Origin of the sequence: Methanopyrus kandleri AV19 (assembly GCF_000007185.1) — an archaeon.
GTDB classification, from domain to species: domain Archaea; phylum JAADCQ01; class Methanopyri; order Methanopyrales; family Methanopyraceae; genus Methanopyrus; species Methanopyrus kandleri.
Window position 1 is genome coordinate 653,425 of sequence record NC_003551.1, and the last position, 23,018, is coordinate 676,442.

At 59.9% G+C, this 23,018-nt stretch carries 23 protein-coding genes and 2 tRNA genes; 2 read left to right on the forward strand and 23 right to left on the reverse strand.

What is annotated here, in order from left to right; genetic code table 11:
* Positions 1 to 2: 2 nt before the first annotated feature.
* The 7 genes from MK_RS03680 to MK_RS03710 form a co-directional block, all read right to left on the reverse strand.
* On the reverse strand, positions 3 to 1,352 hold the full coding sequence (locus MK_RS03680; protein WP_226988718.1) for a DNA repair exonuclease: 1,350 nt from the start codon (positions 1,350 to 1,352) through the stop codon (positions 3 to 5).
* Between the two features lie 8 nt (positions 1,353 to 1,360).
* Positions 1,361 to 2,935 (reverse strand): ATP-binding protein, encoded by a 1,575-nt coding sequence (locus tag MK_RS03685; RefSeq protein WP_158295913.1) that lies wholly within the window; start codon positions 2,933 to 2,935, stop codon positions 1,361 to 1,363.
* Positions 2,925 to 4,094, reverse strand: a complete 1,170-nt coding sequence (locus MK_RS03690; RefSeq protein ID WP_011019062.1) for a DNA double-strand break repair nuclease NurA — start codon at positions 4,092 to 4,094, stop codon at positions 2,925 to 2,927. Before MK_RS03690 ends, MK_RS03685 begins: the two co-directional genes overlap by 11 nt.
* Positions 4,095 to 4,201: 107 nt before the next feature.
* Positions 4,202 to 4,279 (reverse strand) — tRNA-Asp (locus MK_RS03695).
* A 45-nt stretch (positions 4,280 to 4,324) separates the two neighbouring features.
* Positions 4,325 to 4,795, reverse strand: coding sequence for a class III signal peptide-containing protein (locus tag MK_RS03700; protein ID WP_011019063.1), 471 nt, complete (start codon positions 4,793 to 4,795; stop codon positions 4,325 to 4,327).
* A 7-nt stretch (positions 4,796 to 4,802) separates the two neighbouring features.
* Positions 4,803 to 5,378: a hypothetical protein gene (locus MK_RS03705; RefSeq protein WP_011019064.1), complete on the reverse strand. Its 576-nt coding sequence runs from the start codon at positions 5,376 to 5,378 to the stop codon at positions 4,803 to 4,805.
* Entirely contained in the window at positions 5,344 to 5,793 is a 450-nt protein-coding gene (locus tag MK_RS03710; RefSeq protein WP_011019065.1) for a hypothetical protein, read from the reverse strand. The genes MK_RS03705 and MK_RS03710 overlap by 35 nt, the downstream gene beginning before the upstream one ends.
* Before the next feature lie 36 nt (positions 5,794 to 5,829).
* Here MK_RS03710 and MK_RS03715 point away from each other — a divergent pair, with 36 nt between their 5' ends.
* Positions 5,830 to 8,397: a hypothetical protein gene (locus MK_RS03715; RefSeq protein ID WP_148679581.1), complete on the forward strand. Its 2,568-nt coding sequence runs from the start codon at positions 5,830 to 5,832 to the stop codon at positions 8,395 to 8,397.
* A 139-nt stretch (positions 8,398 to 8,536) separates the two neighbouring features.
* Here the strand turns inward: MK_RS03715 and MK_RS03720 are convergent, their stop codons facing one another.
* The 7 genes from MK_RS03720 to MK_RS03745 are packed head-to-tail and all read right to left on the reverse strand — an operon-like array spanning position 8,537 to position 13,665.
* Positions 8,537 to 10,180: a hypothetical protein gene (locus MK_RS03720; protein ID WP_158295914.1), complete on the reverse strand. Its 1,644-nt coding sequence runs from the start codon at positions 10,178 to 10,180 to the stop codon at positions 8,537 to 8,539.
* A gap of 50 nt (positions 10,181 to 10,230) precedes the next feature.
* Positions 10,231 to 11,145, reverse strand: a complete 915-nt coding sequence (locus tag MK_RS03725; protein WP_011019068.1) for a hypothetical protein — start codon at positions 11,143 to 11,145, stop codon at positions 10,231 to 10,233.
* Positions 11,142 to 11,288: a hypothetical protein gene (locus MK_RS09070; protein ID WP_158295915.1), complete on the reverse strand. Its 147-nt coding sequence runs from the start codon at positions 11,286 to 11,288 to the stop codon at positions 11,142 to 11,144. Before MK_RS09070 ends, MK_RS03725 begins: the two co-directional genes overlap by 4 nt.
* Positions 11,289 to 11,322: 34 nt before the next feature.
* Complete coding sequence (locus MK_RS03730) at positions 11,323 to 11,511, reverse strand: hypothetical protein (RefSeq protein WP_011019070.1); 189 nt, start codon at positions 11,509 to 11,511, stop codon at positions 11,323 to 11,325.
* Positions 11,508 to 11,702 (reverse strand): hypothetical protein, encoded by a 195-nt coding sequence (locus MK_RS03735; RefSeq protein WP_011019071.1) that lies wholly within the window; start codon positions 11,700 to 11,702, stop codon positions 11,508 to 11,510. Before MK_RS03735 ends, MK_RS03730 begins: the two co-directional genes overlap by 4 nt.
* Positions 11,687 to 12,700, reverse strand: coding sequence for a prepilin peptidase (locus MK_RS03740; RefSeq protein ID WP_158295916.1), 1,014 nt, complete (start codon positions 12,698 to 12,700; stop codon positions 11,687 to 11,689). Before MK_RS03740 ends, MK_RS03735 begins: the two co-directional genes overlap by 16 nt.
* Positions 12,667 to 13,665 carry a hypothetical protein gene (locus tag MK_RS03745; protein ID WP_011019073.1) on the reverse strand — a complete coding sequence of 333 codons (999 nt, stop codon included), beginning with the start codon at positions 13,663 to 13,665 and terminating at the stop codon, positions 12,667 to 12,669. Before MK_RS03745 ends, MK_RS03740 begins: the two co-directional genes overlap by 34 nt.
* A 41-nt stretch (positions 13,666 to 13,706) precedes the next feature.
* Between MK_RS03745 and MK_RS09075 the strand changes: the two genes are divergently transcribed.
* Positions 13,707 to 13,859, forward strand: coding sequence for a hypothetical protein (locus MK_RS09075; RefSeq protein WP_158295917.1), 153 nt, complete (start codon positions 13,707 to 13,709; stop codon positions 13,857 to 13,859).
* Positions 13,860 to 14,116: 257 nt separating this feature from the next.
* Here MK_RS09075 and MK_RS03750 read toward each other — a convergent pair whose 3' ends face one another.
* The 9 genes from MK_RS03750 to aspS form a co-directional block, all read right to left on the reverse strand.
* On the reverse strand, positions 14,117 to 14,344 hold the full coding sequence (locus tag MK_RS03750) for a hypothetical protein (protein ID WP_148679582.1): 228 nt from the start codon (positions 14,342 to 14,344) through the stop codon (positions 14,117 to 14,119).
* A gap of 90 nt (positions 14,345 to 14,434) precedes the next feature.
* Positions 14,435 to 14,623: a hypothetical protein gene (locus MK_RS03755; protein WP_148679583.1), complete on the reverse strand. Its 189-nt coding sequence runs from the start codon at positions 14,621 to 14,623 to the stop codon at positions 14,435 to 14,437.
* Complete coding sequence (locus MK_RS03760) at positions 14,624 to 15,301, reverse strand: type II secretion system F family protein (RefSeq protein ID WP_158295918.1); 678 nt, start codon at positions 15,299 to 15,301, stop codon at positions 14,624 to 14,626.
* Between the two features lie 330 nt (positions 15,302 to 15,631).
* Positions 15,632 to 16,906 (reverse strand): type II secretion system F family protein, encoded by a 1,275-nt coding sequence (locus MK_RS03765; RefSeq protein ID WP_148679585.1) that lies wholly within the window; start codon positions 16,904 to 16,906, stop codon positions 15,632 to 15,634.
* Between the two features lie 3 nt (positions 16,907 to 16,909).
* A complete protein-coding gene (locus tag MK_RS03770) occupies positions 16,910 to 18,706 on the reverse strand; it encodes a CpaF family protein (RefSeq protein WP_226988675.1) in 1,797 nt (598 codons plus the stop codon).
* Positions 18,707 to 18,726: 20 nt separating this feature from the next.
* Positions 18,727 to 20,484 carry an ATP-binding protein gene (locus MK_RS03775; RefSeq protein ID WP_011019077.1) on the reverse strand — a complete coding sequence of 586 codons (1,758 nt, stop codon included), beginning with the start codon at positions 20,482 to 20,484 and terminating at the stop codon, positions 18,727 to 18,729.
* A 5-nt stretch (positions 20,485 to 20,489) separates the two neighbouring features.
* On the reverse strand, positions 20,490 to 21,089 hold the full coding sequence (locus tag MK_RS03780; protein WP_011019078.1) for a class I SAM-dependent methyltransferase: 600 nt from the start codon (positions 21,087 to 21,089) through the stop codon (positions 20,490 to 20,492).
* A gap of 42 nt (positions 21,090 to 21,131) precedes the next feature.
* Positions 21,132 to 21,221: transfer RNA gene (locus MK_RS03785), tRNA-Leu, on the reverse strand.
* A 459-nt stretch (positions 21,222 to 21,680) separates the two neighbouring features.
* Complete coding sequence (gene aspS, locus MK_RS03790) at positions 21,681 to 22,976, reverse strand: aspartate--tRNA(Asn) ligase (RefSeq protein ID WP_011019079.1); 1,296 nt, start codon at positions 22,974 to 22,976, stop codon at positions 21,681 to 21,683.
* Between the last annotated feature and the right edge of the window lie 42 nt (positions 22,977 to 23,018).

A 23,018-nucleotide genomic window follows, 5' to 3' on the forward strand; every position in this document is an offset into this window, starting at 1 on the left:
CGTCACCCGATCCAGCGATCCAGGGAGGGTCGGCCGGAGGACCCGAGCTTCGATCCCGCACGACTCATCCCTTCGGACGACGTCCCACGGCTCTCGACCTTCACCTCCTCCACCTCGAGACCTACCTCCTCTCCATCGGATTCTTCTGGCTCTTCCGAGGACTCCTCCGAACCTTCCGACGGGGGTTCTCCCGCGACGATACCTTCGACGTCCCCCAGGTCGGGAGGGTTGTCCTCCCGGACGCCCCTCAGGATCTCCAGCGCCACCTCGACCACCACATCGTCCGGCACGTCCACGCGGGTCAGGGTCGCGGCCCTGGCCCGCTTCACACCCTCTCGGATTATACCCTCGAGGTCCAGCGGCCCCTCGGTCTCGTCGCCTTCCTCGACCTCGCGCCTCCGCTCCCGGAGCTCCACCACGCACCGATCGGCCCCGGCCTCGATGGCGACCTTCTCGACCTCCTCCGGGGACGCACCCGTGTCCTTGGCCACCACCTTCACGATCTGTCCCCGTCTGACCCTTCGACGCAGCTCCTCCTCCCAGCGCTCGCCACTGACCTCCACGACCGAGAGCTCGCGGCTCCACTCCACCTCGACGAACTCGTACTCGACGAGCCCGCCCCGGTCGAACTCCACGAGGAAGAAACCGCGCCGCTTGTGCGCACCGCGCTCGTCCTTGACCTCCAGGAACGTCAGCGGCTCGGGACTCCCGGGGTAGGGCGCCGGACTCCCGTGGATCTTCTCCTCACGACTCGGGACGTGGACGTGTCCCATCGCGTAGTAATCGTGCCCCTCCGGGAAGTACGCGGGTTCCACGATCTCGGACTCGTCGGGGATCGTCCCGGGTAGGGCCTGATGGAAGATCGCCACGTTGACGTCCGCCTCGGGATCCGGCCTGTACTTGGCCCTGATGACCTTCGCCCTCTCCACGAACGAGTTCTTCGGCAGGTACTGGAGCCCGTGGAACGTCACGCGTACGCCGTCGAAGGTGGCCGTGTACCGGTGCCTCTCCGGGCGCCGTTCCGAGTAGTAGAGGTGTCGGACCAATCCCATCCGCTCCAATACGGAGATAGGAGAAACGGCCCCTTTCCGCCGGCGGATCTCGTGGTTGCCCGCGGTCGCGACGATCTCGACGCCGTCCTCCTTCAGCTCCGAGAGCTTCTCCACGGCCAGGTATAGGGCCTCGGTCTTGGGCCGCGCGTGCTCGAAGAGATCGCCGGCGATCACGAGGACGTCCACGGAGCACTCGCGAACCTCCTCCATCAGCCGCTCGAACGTCTCCATCACGGCCTCCTCTCGGGACCGCAGGTTCATCAGGGCGTGGCCCAGGTGGACGTCCGCCACGTGGGCCATCCTCAAGGTCAGATCCCCAGGTCCAGGTCCTCCTCCGCATCGTCCTCCTTCCACCGCTCCACGATCTCGCGGACGTCCGGCGTCTCGCCGCCGTGACGGGTCATCCTGGGTCTGACGTCCACGAACGCCGGGATCCGGATCGCGCTACCCGTCACGAACGCCGTGCCGGTGGGCAACCCCTTGATCCGTTCGAGAGCTTCCCTGGTGATCCCCTCACCGCTCTTCCGGATGTTCTCCAGGTCGTCCGGGTTGGCCGTACGGAGCACGATCATGGTGTTACACTGGGAGAGCACGGTCGTGTCCACGCGGCCCGGCCGCTGACTCACGACGCACAGTCCAGCCAGGAACTTCCGTCCCTCCCGCGCGAAGTCTCGGACGACGGAGAGCGCGGTCTTGGAGGAGGACCGCTCCTCACCCGCCGGGGCGAAGTTGTGGGCCTCCTCCAGGACGACGAACACGGGCGGGATCTCGTCCCGCTGCCGGAGCTCGAACAACCGCCTCAGGAAGTGCGTGACCACGATCTGCTGCGCCCTGTCCGGGACCCCGCGCAGGTTCAGGACCAGCACGCGACCCGGACGCACGTGCCGCCTCAGGTCCGGCGACTCGGCCATGTCGAAGATCCCGTACCTGAGCAGCGGGCGCAGGTCCCTCAGGACCGCCCTCGCCGCCTGGTACTGCACCACGTCCCCGCTCGCCCTGGCACGCTTCGCCTGTGCGTCGAGCTCCTCGACCACGTCCTCGAGCGAGTACTTCTCGCCTGTCTCCCGGTACCTGCGCTGCAGCTCTTTCACGACCTCCTCCAGCACCTGCGGCGCCGCCTTTCGCTTCGACAGCTCCGGGGCCAACACCTCGAAGTCGTCCACCTCGAGCTTGGTCGTGTCGATCGTGATCGGGTAATCCTTCACGCCCTCCGAGTGCGGGGGCGCGAAGACCTCGACGTCGTCCAGCCCCTCCGGCTCCAGCCCCCACCGCTCCAGTCGCTCCCGGTCGTGCGAGGGCTCGCGCAGGCTGGTGTACTCCCCGTGTGGATCGATCACCACGACCGGGATGTCGTGTCGGGCCATCTCCTCGATCAACACGCCCACGGTGTAGCTCTTACCGCTACCCGTCATCCCGAGCACGGCGCAGTGGAGCGTGATCAGCTCGTTCAGGCCCAGGAACACCCGCGCCCGGGAGTCCTTCAGGCGCCCAAGGAACACCTCGCCCTTCGAGAACAGCTCCTCCAGCTCGGACTCCGGCAGCCGGTAGACTGCGTCCGTGGGCCTCGCGGGCATCCTGGGATCACGGAGCCGCCCGTCCTCGAGCGCCCCCAGCACCTCGACACGGGCCACGACAGTCCAGTCCAGCTCGGGCACGGGCCGCCCGCTCACCATCGAGGCCTTGGCGATCTCGCCCTTGATCCCCTCGTGCACGTCCCGACGCACGTCCTCCACGCGGCCCAGGAGCTCCCGACCGTCCGAGTCCGGCTCCCGCACGACCACGTAATCTCCCACACCGACGTCCTCCGCGTCCCGGCTCACCACGAACGTGAACTCACGCACGGACGGGCTCTCGTAGACGTACCCGACGACCTTACGCTCCACCCTCCTCACCCCCGTGCCTCAGGTGGATCTCCCGCTCCGCCTCCGCGCTCGACCTGCGCTTGGGACGTGACTCCCGCCGAAGCCTGCGGAACACCGTGAAGATCACGTCGAACCGCCCGTCCGACGCCAGCTCCGTCAGAACCTCCTCCTCTATCCAGTCCACCAGCGACCTACCCACCTTCGCGAACTCGTCGGCCATGACCAGGGGGAGCGGGATCCCGTACCCCCCGTACTCGATCGAGGTTCCCAGGACGATACCGGCCGCCTCGTCCGGGTCCACGAACTCCGGGATCTCAACCCGAACGGGCGGGGAGTACCTCGTGGTCCGCACGTAGAACGTGAAGATGGAGTAACCGGTGGCCTCCTCGAACTCGCGCACCACAGGGTAGTCCTCGTCCGGGAGCTCGAACGCGTGCGTGCGCTCGCCGACCTCCAGGACCGGGCCCCCGTCGAGCTCACGGGAGAGGGCCACGGGATCGTTCGGAAGGGCCTTAAGCGGGAGGTCCTCCCCCAACTCGTCCCGCACGTCCCTGAGCAGGTGCTTCGCCTTACAGTCCTCCACGATACCCATCACGACGGCGCCCTCCTCCTCACACACCTCCAGCATCGTCCGGCGAGCGTCCAGGATTCGACCCCAGTAATCCCGACGGTTCGGGCTGTCCTCGTTCGCACCCTTCAGATCGTGATGTGGCACGATCGGGCCGTCCAGCATCACGACCTCTCCACCGCGCTCCACCGCCCTGGTCGCTACGTCGGACTCCAGCTTCACGCGCCTCGCCGCCACCCTCATCTGCGGTGTCCTCGTCCTGGAGAGGACGCCGAAGTCCCACGAGGAGAGCACGTCCGCCTCCGACCAGGCCGCCGCCCGCGTCACGTAGAGCACGACGCCCTGGTACTCACGCATCCCCTCTCCGCCGTCCACACCGAACGTGACCTCGGGATCCGGGTGTTCCGGCTCCACCTCCCGCTTACGCTCCGCCACGACCTCCAGCACGCGGCGTAACACCGGGTTCCTGCCGGGAGAGACCCGCCGGTACACGTTGATCACGTCCTCCGCCAGCTCCCGCCGACGCCGCGAGATATCCTCCAGCAGCCGGCCGTAATCCCGGCCGCGCCTTACGCGACCACGCTCCAGAAACCGGTCGAGCTCCCCCGACAAGGGCGACGTTCTCCCCGTTCACTCCGACGTTTCCCTCCGCCAGGTCGGTGTCGATAACTACCTTGCGGGAGACAAAACGTTATGGTTCTCGTAACAATTTACGATTTTGGCGCCCCGGCCGGGATTTGAACCCGGGTCCCGGGCTCGACAGGCCCGGATGATAGACCGGGCTACACCGCCGGGGCTCTCATCCCTCCATACCGTCCCACGTTCCACCCCAATTATAAACTTTACTCCTTAGTCCTCTCCACGACCACCTTGATCGACTCGCCTCCGCTGACTTCCACCTGATAGTTCGCCCACGACCCCTTCACGGGGTTCGAGATCTCGCTGACCGACTTCGGCCGCCCGTACAGCGCCACGTAAACCTGCAGCAACACGTTACGCCTCAGCAGATCCACGACGCCCGCGGGATTATCTCCGGAGTACTTGAGCTCGTATTCGATCCTGTCATCGTTCACCTGGCACCTCACCACCGACAGGTTTCCCGAGATCTCTACCTCCTGATCTCCTACCCGATAGGTGACGCCCACAGCCACCTGCTCCCGGGTCTTCGCGACGGCATCGCTCACAGCCTTCTTCACGCAGTACCACTCGTACTCGGGCCCCATGTACCGGCCCGCGATGAACGCCGCAGTCAGCACGATGATGGACAACAGTACGAACTCCACCGACACCTGACCGAACGTGCGCGCGCCCATCGGGGGCTCAGCCCCCGGGTGGTATCACGTACAGGCCGAACTCGAACGGCTTGCCCGAGGTCGAAACCCACCATTCGTCACCCGGAGGCCACTCCGTCACGGGCGTGGGTACCGGATCGTCCACTGTCCTCGGATCTATCAGGACAACTCCCGGGGTTCTGGGCGGCCACCCGCCGGATGGCCACCCGACCAGGATCGGTACGCTAGCCGTAACTCCCACCTTCTTCTCAAACCGACCACCGAGCCGCAGGATCACCACGATCTCGCCCGGACCACCGGGCTCACCCTTCACCCGGACCTTGAGGTAGTACTCGCTGTTCCCTATTTTTTCCGGCAGGTGTATCTGGTTCGCTGTGCTCTGCCAGTCAGGGAGCCAGCTGATCGTACCGGCGATCGCGTTGGCGACGTAGTTCGCGATGTACCGGGCCTCGATCAACGCCATCACGTCCGACACTCCGAGGAACGTGCCCACCACCGAGTACGTGAAGTACGCACTGAGGACCAACATGATGAGGAGCAACGCCGCGAACTCTATCGTGACCTGGCCACTAGGCGTTGCGGAGAACCAGCTTCGGACCCTCAACGACGCTCACCTCCACGACCCCGGGTACCGTCACGTTCTCAACCACCACGTCCTTTCCGAACGAGTAGAACTTTGCGACGCCTTTAACGCCGTTACCCTCCACGATCACGTAGTACTCGTCGTGCTGCCCGGTCGGTTCCACACTCACCGTGTAGCTCCCTTGGGTACCGGGTCTACCCTTGATCCTGACGGTGAACCTTGTCCCGACGTCGCACGCGGCGGCCTTGTCGAGCACCCTGGCCAGCTGCTCAGCCATCGCCTTCGCCTCGAGGGCGGACGCGGCCTCCTCGACACCGCCTGAACCGTACATACCTTCCTTCACGAACGCCATCGCCATACCGACGGCGGTAACCCCTATCAGTAGAACCAGGAGGTACTCCAGTGAGGCCTGACCGCGGGAGAAACTCATAAACAAAGTCGGGTAACCCCCAGTGTGGGGTTGTACCACAAGTTGCCCCTCTTAAAGGAGCGTGGCCAGGTGTTCACTCTGGACGCGATGGCGGCGCTCTTGCTCTCCTTAGTGCTAGTGTCCTTAGCTTTGGATTATATTCATATGGTTAGCTGGCCTACCATCTCGCCTCGTCAGGAGGTCTCCTCGATCGCCGTCGTCCAGCCCGTGAAGTGGGGATGGGTAGCCACCGGCGTGTACAGGGGCGAGCTCCCGCACCTGGAAGTCAAGGAGATCCGTGTCACGGATTGGAACGTAAATGGCAATAAGTGGACCGCGAAGGTCGACGTTTCGGATAAACTCCCACCGGACAAGAAGATCGTGATGGCGTTCCTGGTTCTCATGGTCGGAGACAACCACGTCGTCGACGCTTACGACCCGAACGATAAAGATCTAGGTGTGTACGTCGAGGTGAACGGTGACGAGAACGGTGAACGCGTGTTCCCGACGGTCCCGATCGACTGGAGGGGCAACATAGGGTGGTGGTTCCCCTACAACTACAACGGTCGTATATGGGAGAAAACCCTGGTCGACCTCACCGTGGACGATCGGGGCAACCCACTGCTCGTTAACAAAACCTCGGACGACAACATCAGAGTGCGGATTGGCGTCAAAATTCGAGGTTACTGGGGCAGACAATACAGGGATAAAACACGGATAGTACTCGTGCTCGCCCCGAAGCAGTTCGACGTCGCCGTCCAAGTCTGGCGTCCGGACGGCCCTCAGATCGGCCCACAGCCGTACGATGACCGCGATGGTAAGACTGGAATACCGGTCAAAGGCTCCCTAGCGACTGATCTCAGCAGGAACAAGAACCCTGACCCTGTCACGAACTTCGCCGACTGGTACGGGGAAGATGTGGACAAAGATCGGCTGGAAAATCCTGACGAGAACCCCGTAATCACCGTCAAAGACCTGGTTATGAGAATAGGTAGGGTCTTTGGTAACTGGAGACCGTGGACTCCGGTGGGAACCGGTCCTTACCGTGAGTATTACGATAAAAGTGATGGAACCGTCCACAAACTGGAGGACGCGAAAGACCCGAACGGTGACGGGGCCGATGGTATAGTCCTGACGCGTCACGGTGCTCAGATCGACGATTCGTACCATCTGTTCGCGGCGTACGTGATGATGCCCAGGACGTTCTCGTCTGTATGTCCGCTGGACGCTCCGATACTCGCGTTAACAACACAGCGTAACGGTCCCCCCGAGTTCGTAGTGTACGCTAACGTCAGAACCCCCCAAGATATAGCGAAGATCGACTGGGCTAACGTGGACGAGTCGTTAGGAGCGTCCAACATAGGAACGAACACCACCTACAGATGGAATAAGACTGAGGACCTTGACTTCTACAATGACGAGCTGAAGTACTACAAGTACTACGATGACTGGTACTCGAGGAGCATAGGCATTCCGGCCGATTACCTCTACGGTGCTTCGGGATACAGCCACCTGGTCGTGATCGACCCCGAAGCTCAGTGGCCCATTACTCCCGCAGGAGGATTGATAGGCACATCGTCGACGGTCGAGCAGGTGCTGAGGACGCACAGTGTCCTGTATGCGTATCTGAGGTTACCGAACAGGAGTCACGGAGTGCACACGCACTTCAACTACGACACCACTCATGGTTACTACTGGTACTTCAAGTTCCCCGGCGGCATTCCCGTTCAGGGAGGCCCTCAGCCCCGTATCGTGGCCATCTGGATTAAGGCGCCCCACTGGCTCTACCAGTGGGCTCCGTGGGCCGACTCCGTGAGCGCATCGCTTGGATTCGCCAATACCAGGTTCAATAACGTCCCCGGTGACGGCCGCAGCGACGAGCTCGATATGACCATCAACATCCAGAGGCCCCCCGACATGCCTTCGGTGATCAAGAACTGGGCAGTTCAGGACGTGTACATGTTCGGCAACCTGGACGAGGATCCCGACAACTTCTGGATCTACATCGATGATGAGGAGGTCTGGCCCGACGATTGGGTTCCCCCGTCGATCGAGGACCTGAAGTCGCTCTCCGGTGGTAAGATCGCCACTCCGGGAACCCACACGATCAGGGTCAGGGAGTACGAGCAACCGTCTCCTGAGGCCGTCGAAATCGGTCCGTTCAACGTCCTAGTCCTGTACAAGGGCACCATGTACCTGTACCTCCCCCGCCTCAAGAGGAGCAAGGAGGACGCCGTGAACGCTCTCAGGCAGGAGTTCGAGAGACTGGGGATCGACCCGGACGATCCCAGGGTCAGGATTACGGTCGCGCCGTCTCGGGGTTACGACAAGCCCCACAAGTTCAGACTCGTAGCCTGGCAGGAAGAACGCGTACTGTACACACCTGAGTATCTCCGACGGCTATCGACCGAAGCCCTCTCTCAGCTGCAGTCCTCGGGTGCCCTCAGCTACGTGGCCATGGAGTGGGAGTACTACCAGGACACGGGAGACGCAACGAAGCTGCGTCGGGCCCTGCAATCGTTACAGCCATTGCTGAGCTCCGTCCTGGGAGTGCACTTCAAGCTGGAGGTCTGGGACGAGAAGAACAAGCAGTGGGTGACGCTGCTCACGGATCAGGGTCCAGCGATTTAAAAGCCTGCGGACCATACCTCGTAACCGAGCGCCCCGACCCCGTGAATCCGAGCTCGGTAAGGAGATCACCGCCGCGTCGTGGCTTGCTCGTGGGAAACCTCGCGTCTTCGAGGTCAGCTAACAAAGGTGAAGGTGTGTGTTAGGGCCACACCCGGATGACTCTGCCGTTCTTCAGCACCATGTCCGTGTTGGTACCCGGCAGCAGGAACCACTTCAGTATGTCGGCACCCGGGAGCGCGAACCCCTTCCTCCGGTCCGCGTCCGTGGCCAGCTGGAGCCCGATCCCCGCCAACAAGCTGTTGATTTGTCGAACCACGGGATCGTTCGAGTTGAAGCCGTACAGTCTGAAGAGTCGCACCGGCTCCCCCCGATCGTCGTAACGCTCAGGCGGTCCGAACTCACTGGCTCGAACTCCGTTTATCACTCCTCTGAGCTTACCGCTCCTCGACGCCAACACCTCCATCCACGCCATCCAGTCGACGGTCCCGAAGGGACCGTGTGCCCACACGTCCACCTCCTCCGCCGGCAGCGCGGGGATCAGCGTCTCCATACCGGCCTCGCACCTTTGGATAACATCCACATCCGGGTCCTCGATGCCGTCGACCGAGACCACCCGGTTACTCGGGAGCACGTACAGTATCCCCGCGGCCCTCTCGATGAAGTTCGGGGGCCGACCCACGTCGTCACCGAGCACGTTCTCCCTGGTCGGGAAGTAAGGAAGTATCACCCACTGGCTCTCCGTCTCACCGTCCACCTCGTTCTCGTTCAGGAGTTTCGTGTCGTCCCAGGGGAGCATCTTGCCCGGTATAGAGAGTACGTGGGCCAGCCTGAGCTTGTCCTCGTCGGCCTCACTGTTCCTCCCGTCACCGTTCACCTCGTTCAGGTACGCCGAGTAGAACCTTATCACGTCGGACTGCCCTACCCGTTCCCCTCCGATGGATCCGCCCTGCCCCACGGCCACCTGATAGTTGCCCATCACGATCATCGGCTTGAACCTCAGCGGGCCGTCGCCCCACCGGTCCTTCGAGACGTAGTACGCCCAGATCGGGAGCGGATCGAACACGGCCTTGTTTTCGTTCCCCGAAGGAGCGTATCCCTGAATCGAGGCCTGGACGGTCGTCTGTCCGAGGTGGAGGTTGAATTGCTCCCATCCCGGTACCTGCGCGATGAGGTAGATGTCGAGGTGCACGTAAATCGTGAACGGGTCGTGGGCGTCGGGCACGATGGGTGTCCTGCTGACGTCCTTGGGATCAGAGCGCCCATACCAAGAGAGCCTTACTTTCGGATGTTCGGGATCGCTCGTGTCCCAATACAAACTCCCATCACCAACGTAGCACCTGGGTACTATCCACACCTCTGCCCCTTGGGTCTGCTTGATCGAGTCATGAACGTCCACCGCGAGCTTCGCGAGCTCGTAGTCGATGTAGTAGCGCAGCGACTCTATCACGGTGCGGTACGAGTCGTAGTCCCCTTTCAGCCGCCCGACGTCGACGATGTCGTAAGGTGCAAGCAGCCCGGTGGGCGACGCCACCCACTCGATGTTAGTACCTCCCGCGTGGACGGCGATACGGCCGTATCGGTAACCGTTCTTCTCGCCGCCCGGCAGTTCGGTCCCGTTCAGGAAGTCCACGACGCCCAGGTACACGGCCCGGCTCAGCTGCTGATGCGTCATGGAGAGTATGGCCTCGTTGATGACGGGCTTGATGTACTCGCATCGGATCAGGTACCCGGACTCCCTACCCCGGTACGACAGGTACGAAACGGACAGCAGCAACAAGGCCAACGCTAGTGCCACCGCCGGAGTGAACAGGAACCCCCTCTCCCCTCGGGGGATCATCCGGCGGTCACCCCTACCCGGAGTTTCACGGGGAACAGCCCGGCCGTCCACTGGTTCCAGAAGATCTCGTTCTCCGACCCGCTCAGGGTGACGGTGAACGGCCTCCCTCCGATCGCGATGATAGTCAGGGACAGTCCCGAACCCTCACCCTCCGCCACGATCCTCCTGACGAGCTCCACGGGATCGTCGGTGGCCCAACCGGACGACGAGTAGAACACTATCCTGTTGCCTCCCGAGTTCATGGAGATGGCCTCTCGGGCTAGCTCCTTGTACGCTTCCTCCTCCGACAACCCCGACTGGATCAGCTGGTTGTAGCGCTTGTGCAGCCACCTCACCCAACCGTACAGCCCGTCCCCAGATACGGTCACCCACACCACCTTAACCCCGGGGACGTTTCCGGAGTAGCTCACCGTGTTCCCCCAGACCTGCGGTAGGTTCTCGTCGTAGACCCACGTATCTCCACGCTTCACCAACATGACGTCGTAGGACTTGACCACCGCCTCGCCCGAGACGTTCAGATCGTCGTTGGGAAAGACCAGGTCCGCCATCATCCGGCCGTCGTTCACCTTAATGGGAGAGTCCAGCGAGCCGCCCTCGGAGTAGCGCGTCCACTTGTACGCGTCGACGGCCAGGTACATCCGGACCCCCGTCCTCAGCGGCGCGCCTCCCCAGGTCCACTGCAAGGGCTCGCTCCACAGCCACACGATGTCGTACGACGTTAGATTGGCTCCCACCCAGGACGGTGAGGTCAACGAGGCCGCGAACCTGTCCACCGAAGCGTACAGCTCGTAGGTTCTAAGGGAGGTGATCCCGTGGGCTGTCACCACCCGGGCTACGTCGGTCACCAGGAGCAGGATGATGGCGGATATAAGTCCCGCGGCGAGCGCGTCGACGGTGATCTGGCCCCTCAAGGCGTGGCCGCCCTCCGTACTACCTCGCTACCCAGCTCCTTCATCCCGGCGGCCCATCCCGAGCCCGTGGTCGACACGAACCCACTGTTTGAAGCGTTAAGGGCGATACCTAAGGCGAACACGGCCGCTATGACGGTCATCAACAGTATCGTCCACTCGACCGACACCTGACCGGAGCTACATCCATTTCGTAGCGAGCTCGTGACAAACGTTGGAAATCTTCTCGTTTTGGGCTCGGGCAACGTCGCCCAGCCCCGAAGAGGATTTCTTGAGGGGCATATAATAGCCTATGACCGCCGCCATGATGGCGACGGCGGCCACGAGCACTCCCAACACCAGCAGTTCTATGTTGGCTTGACCGCTCACAGTTTCTTGGCGGACGAGGCGAACCTTTCGAACCCCCCTGAGACGGCCGATCCCACGTCCTTCAGACCCTGTTTCCCACCGCTGATCGGTAAATAGTACGCGATGACACCGACGGCTATGGCGCATCCCGCCACGATCGCTATGATCAGGAGGTACTCGACACCTCCCTGCCCTCTCACCCCCAGAGCCATGACAGCGGGCTCCCCTGCAGCATGTAAGTGACCACGTACCCGGCGGCGATGGCCGGTGCGAAGGGAGTGGTGTGTCCCACCCTTATCCTATCTATCCCGAGTCGTTTCAACTTTTCGAGCTCCTCCTCGGTGAACCCGTCCCCGGAGGGCACGACCACGGGTTCCGCCCTACCGGTAGCAACCAGAAGCGCGCCTTTTAACCTACCGACACGCTCGGTCCCCTCCTCCGTTCGAACCACGATCTCCAACGGGATCTCTCCTTCCCTCAGTTCCTCTACGTTCCGTTCCTTCCCAGCCCATCGGTACGTGGTGAAGGCCGTCGAGAGGGCCACGGCGATGCCCACCTCCCAGAGGACGGCGATCGGAGACGCCCTGAGGTTGAGTAAAACCGCGGGGACGACGAGGGCGGGTAGGACGATCTTCAGCTTGGACTCGTACGACCTGGCGACCTTCCAGACCGCCAGGATCAGGAGGATGCCTACCACCGAGGAGATCACGGTCCCCAGGATCGTCGCCACGCCTCCGGCGATCAAGCTCGCCAGAACCAGGATCGTGGTGTTCAGGCACAACTCCTTGAGGAAGGGGCGCCCACGGTCCAGCGCCGTACTGACGGTCAGGTACAGGAGTGCGAACGGTGCGTACAGCAGGATCGAGTTGAAGAGGACGTCGATACCCGTCGTGATACGATCGCCTCGATGGAGGAAGAGGGTGAGGGACGGTAGGAGCTTGACGTCACCACCTCCCAGCACGCCCAGCACGTTGAGGACGAGGGTCACCCCGAACGCGACTCCGGCGTCCAACAGTGCGTAACCGAGGTGGGACGGATCGATGACCGCGGCGTAGATCGCCCCCGCGACGATCGCGGGATACGTAAGCCGGTTCGGTACGATCCCCCACTTGAGGTCGGTGATCGCGGCGACCGTGGCGACCGCCAGACCCGCCAAGAAGCCCACGTCCATCGTCGCTACCCCGACAGGACCGATAGGATCTCGTTCCACCCCTCGATCGGCCTGTCCTGAGCGAGCATCCTGATGCCCCTGTCGATGGCCTCGACCCGCCGCTTAAGCTCCTGTACCCTGAGCCGTTCGTCTTCCTCCTCCATCTCGATCTGGAAGCGACGACTCAGCTTCCGAAGGGCTCCGATCACGATCGGCCGCTTGGAGACCCGGGCGAGCCTCTCCGTGTACTCGCTACCCAGCTCCTCGGCGAACCTCTTACACACGGTCAGAACCCGTTGCGGGTTCCTGAAGCTTTCGGACGCCAGATGCGCCAGGATCAGTTCCCTATCCCCGACCTCTTCGCTGAGCTCGGAGTGGAGCCTCCAGACCTCGGATAAGGCGGTCAGTAGGAGGTGTTCCCGTTCGGTGAGTATACCCCGATCGTTGAACTTCGCCCGTACACGACCGTCCGCTTCCTCCAACACCTCCGAGAGCGGCGCAACGGACAGCGAGCTGGCTATCTTATCCACGATCTTGAAGTGTCGGTTCCCGGGGATCTCGGACCCGGAGCGGAGCACCACGACGTCGTACGAGTCCAGCCTGCTCAACACCTTGTTTAGGAACTTCCTGTCCATGACGTCGCAGACGATCGGGGCCTCGGTGACCTCGTACAGCCTGCCCACGCGACCCTTCCTGCTCCAGCCGGAACTGTCCGCGTCGAACCCGAGTTCCGGGAGCTTCCTCAACAGCGCCTTGTTCACGGCCAATGCCGGTGCGCGGAAGCATTCTCCGAACTCCGAGGACAATTCGATGTGTGCTTGAGCGTCCTCTTCCGGTACGTACGTGAGCGGTACGTCGGAATACGTGGTACAGTGGATGTCCCAGTCCACCGCCTCGAGCGCGTCACGCATCTCCAAAATCGACAAATAGTCCGTAAAAACCGTGAGGTGGGCGTCTCGGGGTAAGGCTCCGAGCCTGTGGTGTCCTCTCTCTCCGAAGAGATCCACCGTGATCACCAGTTTCACGTTCAGACCTCCGTTTGAGCGTTGGTCCGGCGGTCTTGGGCGTGGTTCACGTAGTGATCACGAATCACGTGATGCTGTTAGCATACGACTGTGCGGCGCTAGACGACGCCTTTGTGGCGGCTTCGGCTGCCGATTTCGTAGCTCCGGGTGGTGCGGCCGACTCGCCGGCCGCGCTGGCGAAACTCCACCAGTAGTACGCGACTAGGATTCCCAGTCCTATGAGAGCCGCGATGAGTATGAGGTACTCTACCCCTCCCTGCCCCTCCGCACCGGCGGACACTCTTCGAATAGTTTTAATTATTCTCCTAGCGGGCAACTCTCACACCAACCAACCGCCACTACTGACGTGACACCTGTCGACCGACCGATCAGTATGAATAGAGAAAGAAAGATAATTTAATCTGCCAAGGGAGATAAGTGCTGGGGCGTGGGGTCGCCTGGATTGCTGGGCTTACGAGATCTTATTCGCATACGTCGACGCCATTTCAGTACCCTTCGACTTCGCCGTGCTACCTGCCGTCGAGGCGCCACCCGAAGCTGACTTACCGGCTGCCTGCGCTGAGGTCCACCAGTAGTACGCGATCAGGATTCCCAGACCGATCAGCGCGGCGATCAGCAGTAGGTACTCGATACCACCCTGACCGCGCTCAGACTTTACGAACTCCTTCAGAGCGCGCATTTTACCCACTCCCCGGGAGTAAACCTACTCCTTTTCAATTTTTTAACTTTTCTCTTTCCGATTCACCCGACGTGCGTCGTTCTCAGTATGTTATACCCTAGACCACACTTCCGTAGCCTTACTCGCGGCGACGTTAATCGAGTACGATCCGGTCTCCTTGGCGGCCGTCGCGGTGGACTTGGAGGAGGTCCAATAGTAATACGCGATCATTATCCCAAGACCCGCGAGAGCGGCGATTAAAATAAGGTACTCTATACCGCCTTGGCCGGAGCTCCTCAATTACATTCCCCCTGCTGCGAGGAACGATGGCATCACCGACACTATCGCCAAGTACACACCGGCGGCGGCAGCACCCAACGGTAGCCCGAATACCAACCCCCTTTTCATGTTTCCGTACCTGATGATTCCTATTGCCATTCCCGACAACAACCCCAACACAAGCGGATACGAAGCCAGAGGATCCTTCGCTTGAAGGTACATCGGGAGCATGGCGTAGGTGGGGCCCATCCTCTCCATCATCGCCACTCCTATCACGGCTCCGATCGATACTCCGACTGGGAGTCCTGAAATAAGCCCTCCCAGCGCCAGTGCGAGGCAGGGCATGGTCGTGATGGCTTTCCGTTCCAGTTCTATCCTACGCACCTCTCGGATATCGTTTTCGACGGCTTCAAGCACGTCGGCCAGCGCTCCACCGGACATAGAGATCCTGACCGTCAGACGGACTGCACGTGTTAGGAGCTCCGAATTCACGCGCTCGGCCATGTCCAAGATGGCTTCCTCGAACGTTTTGCCCGTATCCATATCCCGGACGACTATCCGGAACTCTCGTGATAGTTCCCCGTAGTCCGACTCGGCTACGTTCCGAATGGTTTCGAATATAGAAAGACCCGCGCGGAGCTCCTCTACCATTTGTCGTAGAGCATCTGGCAGGTTTTCTTCAATATCTTTAATTCTCAAACTCTGAACTATACGGGGGTGTATTAATAAGTATAACGGCATTACTGCGAGTAAGAACGCGGTCGATCCTAGTTTTGGAATTAATGGTCCTGAGATCGACATTCCTATAAGTACGTAAATGAGTGATGCGGATAGATATATCTCATAGGGTACGTCGATATTGCTTACTTGGAGGAGATAATCCATTCTTCTAAGGTATTCAGGAGACATGCGAATGACTAAAATTCGGGCTAGCGGTAGTGCGAGTGGATACAATATGAGTACAATTAGACGTATCACAGGTCCTATATTCCTCAACATCGGTAGCAGTGGGAGCACGATAATGGCCCCCTAAACCTTAGGCTCCGCCGATTTGAATATGAACAGGAATATCCCCGCCATCACGCCGACCATTCCTGCTATCATTGGCCCGAATAGAGGCGGTGGCACTAGGAAGGCCCCGGACAGGTTCGCCGCCAGGAGCATCGCGACCGTTACGAGGGTCGGTATTACGAGGGTCAGCATTATGTACGGGAACGCCAACGCTTGGAGTTTGTGTCCGTACTCCCTGTAACGTTGACGTAGCTCGTGGGCGATCTCATCTGCGAGGGTCATCAATGTCTTCGCGATATTCGCGCCTGATTCCATGGCTTGGGTGATGAATCTGACCATAGTTCTTAGTCCATCTACGTTCCATCGGTTGGCCATCCGCTGCAAGGCGACATTAATCGGGGTTCCGCTGTTGATCTCTCGGATTACCCTTTCGAACTCCTCGGAGAGCGCTCCGTAGTCGGATTCCGAGATACTCTTCATGGATTCTATAAGCGACAGTCCAGCCGACACCTCGGTGGCCATTTGGCGGATGGCGTACGGGAGTTGCCGCGCGATCTCGCCTTCTCGTCGCCTGATGAGGATAGTGACCATCATCCTCGGTACCACCATGCCCAGGAGGAAGCTCATGATCGGGCCCAGCACCTTGAGCGGTAGCGGTAACGGGAAGAGCGCCGCCGGAACCGACGTCAAAACGACTCCCATCAAGCCGCTGATGATCATGAACGTCGCGAAGGCCGCGGGAGATATCCTGAGTCCGGCCTTCTGTAGGACCTCTCTGTCGGGTGCCAATCCCCTGAACCTGTTTCCGAGTGTTGGGCTGAGGGACTGCACCATTTCGATCAACGTTTCCAGGACGTTAGCCCGCTCCCTGCACAGCCTGCGTAGCCTCTCGTTGATTTCCTCGGCGGTCCGGTCCCGCTCTCCTTCCTCCTCTATGCCCAGGACTATCCGCTTGATCTTCTCGACGTCCTCTCCCTGTTCCCCGCGTACCGCGTGCCGGGCTGCCCTGACCTTGGCCGTGAGACTAGACTCGAGACGTCCTCCTAACATTCTGCTCGTACTCTCACGGAGCTTCTCAGCTAGTCCAGAGAACGACGGTAAGCTCAGCGGGAGTCCTCCACCCGCCCCGGACGGTGTCGACTCCTTTACCTTCTGTACCTGTCTAGTTACCATGAACACGACGTACTCCGCGTACAGACCTACGCGTTCAGCCACTCCCGTCACGTAGAGGACTACCGCGCCGCCGACTCCCACGCCGATGATCGTGAGTAGAGTCTCAGGGGACGGGAGCAACGTTTAGTACCCCGAGATGCCCACCTTCTCCAGCACCGACTCTCTGTTCTTGTAGAACTCGTGTATGAACTCCCCGACCTCCCTCACGTGCCTGATATTATTGTCGACCAAGTACTTCAAGATTCGCTTACGTATCTCAATTTCATGGAGTATTTCGTCCATACTCATTCCGGTTTTCTCCTGAATCTTCTTGAAGACCATGCTAGGTACTTCGGTACTCGTAACCTCATCAGTTTCAGGCTTCCACTCGAACACCGTGTTCAGCTGGACGGTGTCACCCTCCATTCCGGCGATTTCCGAGATCTCCGTGATACGTCGAATTGATCCGGACCCACGCTGGAGGAACCTATTCTGCATCACTATAATGTCGAGCGCTGGGATCATAATCTTTGGGACGTTCATGGGTTCATTGGTGAGTCTGGTGATAGTTTCACGAGCTGTGTTAGCGTGTAAGGTACCCATACAACCGTCATGTCCCGTATTCATAGCGGTGAACAATGTACGTGCTTCGGGACCTCGCACCTCTCCCACTATAATCCTATCAGGCCGCTGTCGGAGTGTGTTCTTTACGAGATCATCCATAGTAATTTCGCCACGACCTTCAACGTTAGGTGGTTTGGTCGTCAGTCGTACCCAGTGTTCGTGAGGAAGTTGGAGCTCGAGAGTGTCCTCAATAGTGATCACTCTCTCCTCCGGAGGGATGAAAATACAGAGACAGTTTAAAGTCGTAGTTTTACCACTACCTGTACCTCCAGCAATTAGAATGTTCGCCCCATATTCAACGGCTAGCCACAAATATGCCGCAGCTTCATAACTCATAGTTCCAAACTTGATTATGTCAGTTATCGTCAGTGGATCCTCTCTAAACTTACGAATTGTAAGCGTGGGACCGTCCGGACTCACCGGAGGGATAGTGGCATTCACTCGACTGCCATCCGGTAAATGCGCATCGAGAAGTGGGTTTTCCTGATCTATTCTTCGACCTGATTCTCGCGAAATCCGCTCGATCACCGTGCGAATTGAACGTGAAGTGACTCGGAAATTGCATAGACACATTCCATGATCACGGTCATATACGTAAATGAAGCAATGCTTGGCAGTACCACCGAGTACGACCTCAGGTACTACCATTATCTCCTCTAGATTGTCGTCTTTCAACAGCGGATGTATCTCCTTGTACCCAACCATTTCATACATAAGTAAATGGGCTAAATCATCCTTAACAACTTCAAGTTCTGGGTACTCCTCTAACACTGCGTCGAAGTTCTCCTTCACTAGCTCGACAAACGCCTTTTCTCTCTCTTTAAGGGTCGCGTATTCCGTCGGATCGAAGTCGATATTCATCGATAGAATATCCTTAATCTCGTCAAGAACTTTCCGAAACTCTTCGTCATCACGGGCGTACGGTGGAGCCTGTGATCCCAGGCGTTTTAGAACTTGTGTCCTAATACGTTCGAAGTTGTAGTACTGCTCGTACTCTTTCGATATGTATACTGGCACCGGTTGATCCGGGTACTCCACGATCCTGCGGATGTTGTCGTCACACAGTATCTTCCCTTCCCATCCCTCCCTCTCCGCCAGTTCGTGCGCTTCCAGGACCTCCGCGGCTTTCTCGGATGACAGTGGGGAGATCTTCGATTCCTCAGCCTCGTAGTGCTCTCCACTGGCTTCGGCGGTTTCCTCGACGGTCTCGGGGCTTTCCGACTTCGACTCTTCCTCCTTCTCCCCTAATATGTCGCGGAGGAGGTCGTCCTCCTCCAGGCCCCCGATCAGGTCTTTGATGTTCCTTTTCCGGGGCACCGTCCACACCACCTTCGGTGTTATAGCTCCAGGTCCTTAAGTAGGTCGTCTACGTCTTCGATGTCCTCCGTTTCTTCCTCAATGATCTCTGTCTCTCGCTCTTCTTTCCCAGTTTCGGGTTCTACTCCCACGCCTTCGGTGGTCTCTTCCTCCTCGGCGCCTTCCATGAGCTCTTCCATCGTCGTTGCCTCCGCGAGGACCGAGGCCCGGAACGTACCCACTACTTCGACGTCGGTGAACTCTATGCCCCACTCACGCAGGAGACTGATGAACCGTGTCGGGGTCGTTCCCTCCAAGTCCACGTATACGTCGGTCCCCATGGGCGAAACCGTACGGACACCCGGAATTTTCTCGATCTCGTTCACGTCCTCTTCAGTCACTCCTTTCACCACTATCGTCGTCACCGGAACCTCCGTCTCCTCGGTGCCGAACTTGTCGAGGTCCGCACCTTTACGCTGCAGGGTCAATACGATGTGCTTTCTCAGCGCCTTCTCGACGATCTCGCCGTCTATGACGTCTTTACCCTCCTGAATGCGGATCGCCTGGGCGAGCTGTGCGATGTCTCGGGCGTAGGCGAAGGTAGGTTTCAAACCCCAGCCTCCCTCTTCTTCGGGCGTGAACGCCCGGCGGTAGGTCTCCAGTGCGTCCTCGGTGTATTCCTCGCCCATCTCATCAAGCCGCTTTCTGAACAGGTTCACGGCTTCTTCCAGGGGTGGGTGGGACAGATGCACGAACAAGGGGGCACGACGCAGGTGCGCCTCGTCGAACACCGTGATCGGTAGGTTCGTCGAGAACGCCGCGATGAAGTCGCAGAACACCTCGACCGCGGTGCCGCCGACGTGGACGATGTCCTTCTTGTTCTCCATCGGTACGATCAACCTGTTCAGGATGGCGATGTGAGAGTCCCTCTGACGCCCCACGTCGTCCACGAGGAACACGCCACCGTGGGCTTTCACGTGTGGCGGTACCTCGTAGACGCCCTTCTCCGCGTCGTACCGACCTTGGAGGTCGTCGAGGGTGAGTTCCGCGCCAGTGAACACGAACGGGGCGTGGATCTTTACCCAGCGCTCGTCCCCGGGCTGCTCCCGTCGGGGCCTCGGCTCGTGGAAGTCCGGGTCGTAGAGCTGCAGCACGCTACCCGCCACGTACACGGCTTTCGGGATCACGATAGGGGGTAGTAACTTCGCCATTCGGCTGAGCGTGAACGTCTTACCCGTACCCGGTGGTCCGAAGACGACGAGACCCCTCCCGCTGGTCGCCGCGAGGTAGTACGTCCGCTTGGCTTCCTCCGCTCCGATTACGTCGTGGAAGGCGTACTCGTACACCTCCTCGGGGATCTCGATGGGGTATCGACCCTCCACTTGGTCCCCTACAACCTCTTGGTACATGTCGTAGGGGACGGGACACACGCCGATGTACGGGTCTTCGCTCATGATGTTCGCGGCCAGCTCGCGCCCCTTAGGAGTCACGTCGAAAGTGGTGTTCTGGAACATCGGCCCTCCACCGGTGTGACCCACCAACTTCCGATCCTGAAGCTCGTCGACGATCTCCTCCAGGATGGGGATCGGAATCCGTGTGACTTCGTAGATCTCCCTCCCTTCCACCGGTCCTCGGTCCGCGATGACCTTGAGCACGAGGTTCTCGATGTACTCCTCGGGTAAGCCCAGATCCTCTATCGATTTGGGTTTGGCCAACGACTCCACTACTTCGACTATTTCCGGCCGGTTGTAATACTCCTCGACGGCCTTGAGGATCTCGGGGGGTAGGTCCTCGGCCAACCCGTTCACCCCGGCGCCCGAAGTACCCAGTAACCCCCTCCCCTCGCGGCGACCTCCGCCGACCCGAAAACAGTACGCATCTCAGACAAAATCCTTTTCGAGCCCATTTTACGGCGAACCACCAGCCAAAGCTCGCCGTCTTCGGTTAGATGGTTCGGAGCTTCTCTCACTATTCTCAGAACTAAGTCCAATCCCTCGCGAATGGGTGGGTTGGACACGATCCTGTCGAACTCCTCATCCTCAACGGGATCGTAGAGGCTACCCTCCCGCACCTCGGTGATATCCTCCACGTCGTTCAGCCGACGGTTCTCATTCGCAAGCCATATAGCCCTCCGGTTCACGTCCGTCATCACCACGTGCCCTTCTCCCAGCTCTTTGGCCGCCACGATCCCTAAAACTCCGTATCCACAACCCAAGTCCAGGACGCTGTGTACTCCTTCGAGGTCCATGTTCTCCGCGAGAAGTTGCGTCCCTGGATCGATCCTCCTCCACGAGAACACGCCGGGGGCAGTGAGGAACCTGTACTCCCGCCCTCGAATACGCGCGATGATCATCCCTAGTTCTTCTCTGCTCGGCTTTCCACGCCCGGAATAGGGCGCTCGCAAAGTCTCCACCCTTTTCGTTACAATTATCGTAACGATCTCCGGTGGTGCGGGGGCCGGGATTTGAACCCGGGACGGCCCTACGGCCACGGGATCCTAAGTCCCGCCCCTTTGACCAGGCTCGGGCGCCCCCGCGCCGGTCGAGCTCCTACCTCCTTCTAGCTCTTATTAACTTTATCCCCCGGCTGTTTCCCCAAGAAGTGGGAGTCCATGATCGGCCACCCGTAGCCGCTCCAGCCTGTGTTATATAATTGTGATTCGAGGAACATTAAGCCAATTTTATAGTGTATAATTAGGATTAAAGAACAGCTTCTGTCCCCTAACGACTTATGTTTACAACGCTTGTTGATTTCATGATCTCTTAACCTACTAGACACTTCTTTGACGGAAATATCATCACCAATATGATGCATCATTACACTATAATGAAGATGTAACAATCGGATAGGCTAACTGGAAACCCGTAATAAAACCGATCGCAAACTGGCGGTGGGCAAAGATAACTGGGGCACGTGGACGCGAGAAACATTACGGAGCCCGGGAGGAACAGCGCGAGTCTGAGACGGCAACCGTCGCGGATCACCGCACCCCACCTCACGGGTGCAGGCGTTTGCGGTCCCGCGGGAACAGGGTTACCTCACGGATGTTCTCGGCGCCCGTGATGGTCATCAGGGTGCGCTCCAGTCCGAGACCCCACCCGCCGTGCGGTGGCATACCGTACTTGAAGGCCTCCAGGTAGTGCCGGAAGTCCTCGGGGCTCAGCCCCTGCTCTTCGATCTGCCGGACGAGCACGTCGTAACGGTGTTCCCGCTGGGCCCCGGAGGCGAGCTCCAATCCCTGATACATCAGGTCGAACGCCGTCGTCACCTCGTCGTCCTTGGCCATCGTGTAGAAGGGTCTGGTCTCCCTAGGCCATTCGGTGATGAAGAACGGCTCCTCAAAGATCTCCCCTAGCTTGCGCTCGGCCTCGGTAGGTAGGTCCTCGCCCCACTCGACCTCGATACCGTGCTCGGACAGCAGGTCTAGGGTCTCCTCGTACGTTATACGCTCGAACGGTGTCTCCAGCTCCGGTAGCTCCCGATCCAATGCCTCAAGCTCCTTCTCACATTCCTCCCGCACCTTCCGGAAGACGTGCGCCAGGAGCTCCTCGAGTACCCGCATCACGTCCTCCTCGCTCTCTATGAACGACATCTCGATGTCCACGGAGATGGCCTCGTTGAGGTGTCGCCGCGTGTTGTGCTCCTCCGCGCGGAAGATGGGCCCGATCTCGTAAACGCGCTCGAAGCCCGCGGCCATGAGCATCTGCTTGTAAAGCTGTGGGCTCTGCGCCAGGTACGCATCCCTCTCGAAGTACACCACCGGGAACAGCTCGGTACCACCTTCCGTCGCCGAGGCGATTATCTTCGGCGTGTGAACTTCGATGAACCCGCGCTCCTCGAGGAACTCCCGGATCGCGGTGGTCACCACGTTCCTGATCTTGAAGATCGCCTGGGGTTCCTCGCGACGGAGATCCAGTACCCGTGCGTCGAGTCTGGTATCGAGGTCCGCGTCTACCTTACCGGTCGGGTCCAGGGGCAGGTGCGTGTCCGACTCCGAGAGTACCTCGATACGTTGCGGGATGACCTCGACGCCTCCCGGAGCCTTCTCGTTCGCCTGGACCGTACCCTCGACACGGATTACCGATTCCTTAGTGAGCTTCGGCACCTTCTCGAACGTTTCCTTCGGTACCTTCTGCTTGGGAAGCGTCAGCTGTACGATCCCCGTACGATCGCGCAGGAGGACGAACTTGATCCCTCCTAGGTCCCTTACCTCGTGCACCCATCCCGCCAGTCTCACCTCCTCTCCGTCCCGCTCGGGAGTGACGTCGGCCGTGTACGCGTCCTTGAGCACCTTCCACACCCCCGTCCGCGCACGTGGCTGCCCTTAAGAACC